The sequence below is a fragment of the Pseudoalteromonas sp. XMcav1-K genome (genome assembly GCF_044005875.1).
Lineage (GTDB): Bacteria > Pseudomonadota > Gammaproteobacteria > Enterobacterales > Alteromonadaceae > Pseudoalteromonas > Pseudoalteromonas spongiae.
The window spans coordinates 1-6,249 of sequence record NZ_JBIPJE010000007.1 but is presented as its reverse complement, the minus strand read 5'-3'; the positions used below and the strand labels follow the sequence as shown (position 1 = coordinate 6,249).

Genomic DNA, 6,249 nt, shown 5'->3' with positions numbered 1-6,249 from the left:
TGGCCTAGTAATCTAAGCGAATATCGAGCAACAATGAGAAAAGTGCGCTCAAAAGAACCGTTCGGCAGCGCTTGATTGGCTTTTCTACTGTGTTATCGGCTGGCTCACATAGAATAACTATGCCACGAAGCCTCTGCCTTGTATAAAACCCAATCAAACTGCTGCAAAAACGAACTTGAAAGGTCAACAGACCCTAATTAATAACACTGTTTTGTGGCAATAAAACGTCGTTGATATCATAGAATGAATTGCGTTACCTATTTGTTTTTAATGTAAATTTTAAATAAAGTGGCAGCGGGTTTTACCCCTCTAAGAGATTAAGTGTTATTGCGAATTGGTTTACTAGGTGAAAGTATGGATATTAAGGTTTTTAAGACGTTTATCGCGGTTGCGGAAAACAGGCATTTTGGCAAAGCATCTGAGCAGTTATACATTACCCAAGCTGCTGTGAGTGCACGCATAAAACAACTTGAAGAATTTTATGCCACGCCGTTATTTATTCGCGATAAAAATAACCTGAGCTTAACGTCTGCGGGTAATGCGTTACTGCCTTATGCACATCTGGTGATTGAGCAAATTGCGCAATCAAAAGCCATGGTGGGCTTGGCCAGTGAGCAAAAAACGGTATTCAATATTGCAGCAACCCCCAATGTATGGGATGCATATTTGTGCTCTCGTATAAATGAAATGAACACGGTATTTGATTCGGTTGTGGTCGGTACGGAAATTTCAGTGCGAGAGGCAATCCAGCGCAAACTTGATGATAAAAGTTTGCAGCTTGCTTTTTTAACAGACCCAATTAAAGACAGTGATTTTATTAATACCCATGTTGGTGATTTTGATATTTCGCTGGTTGGTAGTTGTGCTGAATTCAGTGAAACATGCGACAATTATATTTATGTTGATTGGGGCATTACGTTTGCTAAAGAGCATGCTGCTCAGCATAAAGTGCAACCTAGCCATCGCACCTCAGCGGCAACCATAGCGTTAGATTTGATGTTGGCCAATGGTGGTTTTGCGTATTTACCGAGTGATCTAGTCAAACCCTACATAGTAGAAGGGCGTTTATTTAATATAGACAGCGCCATACAGTTAAAGCGACCAGTTTATTTGACCTATAAAAAATCAGCGCCACATTCGGCGCTGACAGATGAACTTTGTAATTTACTCGCAAATAGCTAAGCGTATTAGCTATAGGAATTTCCAACGGCGAAACATCACTAATGCAACAACACCTATGCCTGTTAACACACCGCAAAACCAATAAAAGGCATGAGGGTTATCAACGCCAGGCATGCCGCCCACATTAATACCGAATAACCCGGTTAAAAAACCAAGTGGTAAGAAAATGCCTGCGATGATCGACAGTATGTAGGTATTGCGGTTCATCACTTCGCTGTTAATTTGCGAAATGCGGTTGTTAATTACGTCGATTTGCGCAATGTAGAAATCGATGGTGTCGACAATACGAGACAAGGTATCAAGCTCGGTCGCAAGCTCTACATGATAGTCATTAAATGCCGCCACATTGTTTTTACTTAATGCCGATAGCGCATACAGTTGCGGCTTTAAAAAGCGATTTAAACGCAGTAATTTACGATGTTTAACGCTTATCTCAGCAATGGCATCTGAGCTAAACGCATCGTTATCTTGGGCGTTAATAAATTGCTCAATAGGCTCAATTACAGATTCAATTTTAGCATTTAGCTGACTTAATAACTCAATTACCAATGATTCAAGGGTATCGGGTCCTTTATTCTTCTTTAACTGAGATGCCATCGCTTCAATTGCACGTAAGCGCTGAATGCTACACGTAACAACACGCTCAGGCGTGTAAAGCAAACGCACAGTTAACATATCGTCTGGCTCTTTTCCGGTATTTAGGTTTACACCTCTTAAAATAAGGAAAAAGCTGTTCTTATCAATTTGCTGAAAACGCGGTCTTGTATCGGTGGCAAGCAGTGATTCAATAATTGATTCATCAAAACCAAGGGATTCTAACCAATGTTCAAATTCAGCCGATGAGCGATCGCAGTGCACCCAATAATTTTGCTCTGCTAGTTGCTGTTCTGACGTGACTTCACTAGGTCTGTCGTTGTGATTGAGTTGCCAACCTTCAATTATAAAATCATGCTTCATGGTTATGTCCTAAGTTAGCTGTCAGCTTTGTTAGTCGGTTCTGACTTATTAACAATATTAAGTGTGCCATCAAGGTGAATATCACGTTGCGGGAATGCAATTGTAATACCTGCTGCTTTAAACGCTTCATCTAACTCAAATCGAATATTGCTTGCAACTAATCGTAAGCCACCTTCAACTTGCGAGTTAATCCAAAAATACACTTCAAACAGCAGCGAGTTATCGCCAAAGTCTTGGAAAAAAACTAATGGTGCCCGGCCATCTTCGTTTAGTGTTTCTGGTTGCGCGTTGGCAACTTCTAACATAATGCGTTTGACACTTTTACAATCGGTACCATAGGCAACACCTACAGCTACTGTACCGCGCACTAATTTGTCGCGTAGGGTCCAGTTAGTCACTGTGTTTTCTAATAACTTGCTGTTGGGGATCAGCATGTGAACGCCATCAACACGGCGAATACGTGTTGAGCGGGTGTTAATTTCTTCAACCACACCCTTTACGCCTTCGACCTCTAAAAAATCACCAATGCGGATTGGCTTTTCGCCCATTAAAATCCAACCACTAATAAAGTTATTGATAATGTTTTGTGCACCAAAACCAAAACCAATCGCGATTGCACCAGAAAGAAACGCAAATGCAGTGATCGGCACATTGATCATTGAAAGGGTTGTCATAAAAATAATTGCGAGCGCCACCACATACAAAATGCGCTGTACTAAGTGCACTATGTTAGGGTCTTTATTTTTCTTAGCTAGGCGTTTACCAATCATTTTTATAATGACATGGGAAAGCCAAACACTGGCGATTAACCAAAGCGGAACGGCGAGCACTTCAATCAGAGTGACAACACGTTCATTAAATTTAAATAGTGGGAAATTGAGCCAATATTTAACTTGTTCTAACATTAATAAGTCCTTGTTAGGGGGAGTTTTTTGCTATTTTACAGCAATCAGTATGCACAGGAAAATTTACAATCTGTGTTGCCTGCAGCTAGCACGCAGCGCCACAGGCGCATACGTCTAGCTGTATTACTGTTAACTTTGCGAGGCGACAAAGCCGTTTGCAGGATCAATGAAAAAGTGATCGCCCATCGCTTGTCGACCTAATAACATTAAATAGGTCATATCTGAGCGATCGGTCAATGTTATTTCAATATTCCATTTATGCTCGCCAAGTATCGCAGGCGTTTTAATTACATAGCGTTGTTCGGTCATGCCATTCGATGATTTTACTTTGCGAATATCATGCAAAATAGCGGTACAGCGTACGGTTTTGTCTACGTTATGAATTTCAGGGTGAATATCAAACGATACCGCTGGCTTTTTATCCAATTTAGTTCGTTGAATATTATCAACATGCAACGATGACGTTTGTGCGCCTGTATCTACGCGCACTGTCATTTGCGTAATGCCTAAATCGGGTAGATCAATATTTTCTACATGGCCGATAATTATTCTGTTATTCATAGCAATCCTTCACTGTTTACAATATGGTTCACAAGTTCTTCTTCAACACTGCCAATATGTTCAGCAATTTCTTCATCATCTTCTTTAAAGTAAGCAATGTGGTACATGGCTTCGCCTTCTTGTACCAAAGGTATATTTTGTTTACCTATAATGACGCCACTTTTGTTTGCCAGTACTTCCGTTAAAATCTCGCCGTACGGGCTTCCGATTTCTGCAAGTACTTGGCCTTTTTTAACTTGGTCACCCAAGTTAAATAAATGGGTGACAATGCCGCTGCTGGTTGCACGTACCCAACCGCTGTTATTGGCGACAAATTGGTTAACCGTTTTTTTCCGTGCTCTGCCTTTTGGTGTCATTTTCAAATGGCGCAGTACATTAACGATGCCCTTGATGCCGGCGCGAATTGAAAACTCATCAAATCGCAGTGCTTCTCCTGCTTCGTATAACAATACTTTAGTACCGTTATCAACCGCAGCATCACGCAATGAACCATCGATTATTTCCGAATTTAAAATTACTGGTGCACCAAATGCATTTGCAAGCGCTAAGGTTTCTTCATCCGCTAGTTGTGCCCTAATTTGTGGCAGGTTTGAGCGGTGAATAGCACCTGTATGCAGATCAATACCGTAATCACAGTGGCTAACAATTTCTTTTAAGAAAATATTAGCGACACGTGCTGCTAATGAGCCTTTCGCTGACCCAGGAAAGCTGCGGTTCAGGTCGCGTCTATCAGGCATGTAGCGGCTTTGGTTGATCACCCCGTATACATTCACCATAGGCACGGCAATTAAGGTGCCTGCTGAAATTTTAAAGCCTTTTAAATTGATAAGGCGTCGGATGATTTCAATGCCGTTCAGTTCATCACCATGCACCGCGGCGCTGATAAAAATTGTTGGGCCCGCTTTCTTACCGCGAATAATATGTACCGGCAAGTGCACATCAGCATCGGTGTACAATTTGGCTACTGGCAAATCAATTTTTTTTGTTTCGCCAGGCATAATTGTGTGTTCGCCAATAATCAATTCGTTCATAACTGTTCCAATAACGTTAATTAACCTTGTCCTTTGGTTTTTGTTGAACCAGACTTAGCTGTCTTTTCAATAAACTCAATGAGCTTACCTGCCACGTCTAATCCCGTTGCGTTTTCAATGCCTTCAAGGCCTGGAGATGAATTTACTTCCATTACCATAGGGCCATTGTGTGAGCGCAGTAAATCTACACCGCAGAAGTTAAGCCCCATTACTTTGGCAGCGTTAACCGCAGTTGCACGCTCTTCTTTGGTTAATTTTACAAGTTCAGCACTGCCACCACGGTGTAAGTTTGAACGGAATTCACCTTCAGCACCTTGGCGTTTCATCGCTGCAACAACACGGCCACCAACAACTAAGCAGCGAATATCAGCACCGCCAGCTTCTTTTATATACTCTTGCACGAGAATATTAGCTTTTAAGCCCATAAACGCTTCAATAATGCTTTCTGCTGCTTTTGCTGTATCAGCGAGTACTACACCAATACCTTGGGTACCTTCTAAAAGTTTGATTACTAAAGGCGCACCACCCACATTTTTAATTAAGTCTTTAATGTTGTCTGGCTTGCTTGCAAATCCTGTGCGTGGCAGACCAATGCCTTTACGCGATAGCAACTGTAATGAACGTAATTTGTCGCGAGAGCGGCTAATGGCTACCGATTCATTCACGTTAAATGTACCCATCATTTCAAACTGACGCGCAACTGCAGTGCCATAAAAAGTAACTGATGCGCCAATACGCGGAATAATCGCATCGTATTTTGGTAGCTCTTGACCATGGTAACGCACCGCAGGGCGACTACTGGTGATATCCATGTAGCAATGTAATGTGTCAATAACATCAACCTCATGGCCACGTGCGATACACGCTTCTTTTAAGCGGCGGGTTGAATATAGGTTTTCATTTCGAGATAAAATAGCAATTTTCATAATTTGGCATCCTTATTTTGGCGTTTATTTGTCCAATCAAATTTATGGTAGGAAAATTAGTTGAAAATATCTAAAAAGAAAAACAAAATAAAAATCACAAGTTGATAAAATAATTTTATTGAAAAGGTGTTTTTGAATGAAAATTGAGCTTTTAACGACGTTTTTGGAAGTGAGCCAAACCTTACATGTGCGAGTCGCAGCCGATAACTTATACCTAACGCAAGCCGCTGTTAGTAGCCGAATTAAACAGTTGGAAGAAGAGCTCGGTGTACAGTTATTTGATCGCACACAAAAACGTTTAAAGCTTACCGCCGAAGGCTATCGCCTTGTTAAACATGCCAATGAAATGCTAATTATGTGGCAAAAACTGAAACAAGACGTCGGCGTTGCTCAACCTAACGCTTATCAATTGTTTGTTGGTTCAATGATGTCAATTTGGGATATTGTACTGCAGGATTGGCTGCAAAAAATTCACCGAAATCTAGATGACGTTCATTTATATACCCATACATATTCGCCATTAGAGCTCAGAAAACAAGTGATTAGCCGTTTAGTGGATATCGCGTTTTTATTCGAACCACCATTTACCGAAGACATAATGAACGAGAAGGTCGCAACTGTACCTTTGCAACTAGTGTCGACTGATCGTGACATGACATTACACAATATTGAGAATATGGTTATGGT

At 41.1% G+C, this 6,249-nt stretch carries 7 protein-coding genes; 2 read left to right on the top strand and 5 right to left on the bottom strand.

Annotated elements, in window-relative coordinates:
• The first annotated feature begins 354 nt into the window (after positions 1 to 354).
• The gene (locus tag ACHSBP_RS00150) at positions 355 to 1,182 is read left to right on the top strand and encodes a LysR family transcriptional regulator (RefSeq protein WP_395387886.1); all 828 of its coding nucleotides are present in this window, start codon (positions 355 to 357) and stop codon (positions 1,180 to 1,182) included.
• Between the two features lie 9 nt (positions 1,183 to 1,191).
• On the opposite strand, the gene ACHSBP_RS00145 is transcribed toward ACHSBP_RS00150, so the two are convergent.
• The 5 genes from ACHSBP_RS00145 to rimK form a co-directional block, all read right to left on the bottom strand.
• A complete protein-coding gene (locus tag ACHSBP_RS00145; protein WP_010558186.1) occupies positions 1,192 to 2,139 on the bottom strand; it encodes a zinc transporter ZntB in 948 nt (315 codons plus the stop codon).
• A gap of 14 nt (positions 2,140 to 2,153) precedes the next feature.
• The gene (locus tag ACHSBP_RS00140) at positions 2,154 to 3,044 is read right to left on the bottom strand and encodes a mechanosensitive ion channel family protein (protein WP_395387885.1); all 891 of its coding nucleotides are present in this window, start codon (positions 3,042 to 3,044) and stop codon (positions 2,154 to 2,156) included.
• A 129-nt stretch (positions 3,045 to 3,173) separates the two neighbouring features.
• On the bottom strand, positions 3,174 to 3,605 hold the full coding sequence (locus ACHSBP_RS00135) for a RimK/LysX family protein (RefSeq protein WP_010558184.1): 432 nt from the start codon (positions 3,603 to 3,605) through the stop codon (positions 3,174 to 3,176).
• Positions 3,602 to 4,636, bottom strand: a complete 1,035-nt coding sequence (locus tag ACHSBP_RS00130) for a succinylglutamate desuccinylase/aspartoacylase family protein (RefSeq protein ID WP_010558183.1) — start codon at positions 4,634 to 4,636, stop codon at positions 3,602 to 3,604. Before ACHSBP_RS00130 ends, ACHSBP_RS00135 begins: the two co-directional genes overlap by 4 nt.
• Positions 4,637 to 4,656: 20 nt before the next feature.
• The gene (rimK, locus tag ACHSBP_RS00125; protein ID WP_010558182.1) at positions 4,657 to 5,562 is read right to left on the bottom strand and encodes a 30S ribosomal protein S6--L-glutamate ligase; all 906 of its coding nucleotides are present in this window, start codon (positions 5,560 to 5,562) and stop codon (positions 4,657 to 4,659) included.
• A 136-nt stretch (positions 5,563 to 5,698) separates the two neighbouring features.
• Here rimK and ACHSBP_RS00120 point away from each other — a divergent pair.
• Positions 5,699 to 6,249, top strand: a 551-nt coding sequence (locus ACHSBP_RS00120; RefSeq protein ID WP_395387884.1) for a LysR family transcriptional regulator, incomplete at its 3' end; no start/stop codon positions are given.

Bases quoted from the DNA above. Each gene is read 5' to 3' on its own strand.
- ACHSBP_RS00150 (WP_395387886.1), top strand. From the start codon at position 355: ATGGATATTAAGGTTTTTAAGACGTTTATCGCGGTTGCGGAAAACAGG.
- ACHSBP_RS00145 (WP_010558186.1), bottom strand. From the start codon at position 2,139: ATGAAGCATGATTTTATAATTGAAGGTTGGCAACTCAATCACAACGAC.
- ACHSBP_RS00140 (WP_395387885.1), bottom strand. From the start codon at position 3,044: ATGTTAGAACAAGTTAAATATTGGCTCAATTTCCCACTATTTAAATTT.
- ACHSBP_RS00135 (WP_010558184.1), bottom strand. From the start codon at position 3,605: ATGAATAACAGAATAATTATCGGCCATGTAGAAAATATTGATCTACCC.
- ACHSBP_RS00130 (WP_010558183.1), bottom strand. From the start codon at position 4,636: ATGAACGAATTGATTATTGGCGAACACACAATTATGCCTGGCGAAACA.
- rimK (WP_010558182.1), bottom strand. From the start codon at position 5,562: ATGAAAATTGCTATTTTATCTCGAAATGAAAACCTATATTCAACCCGC.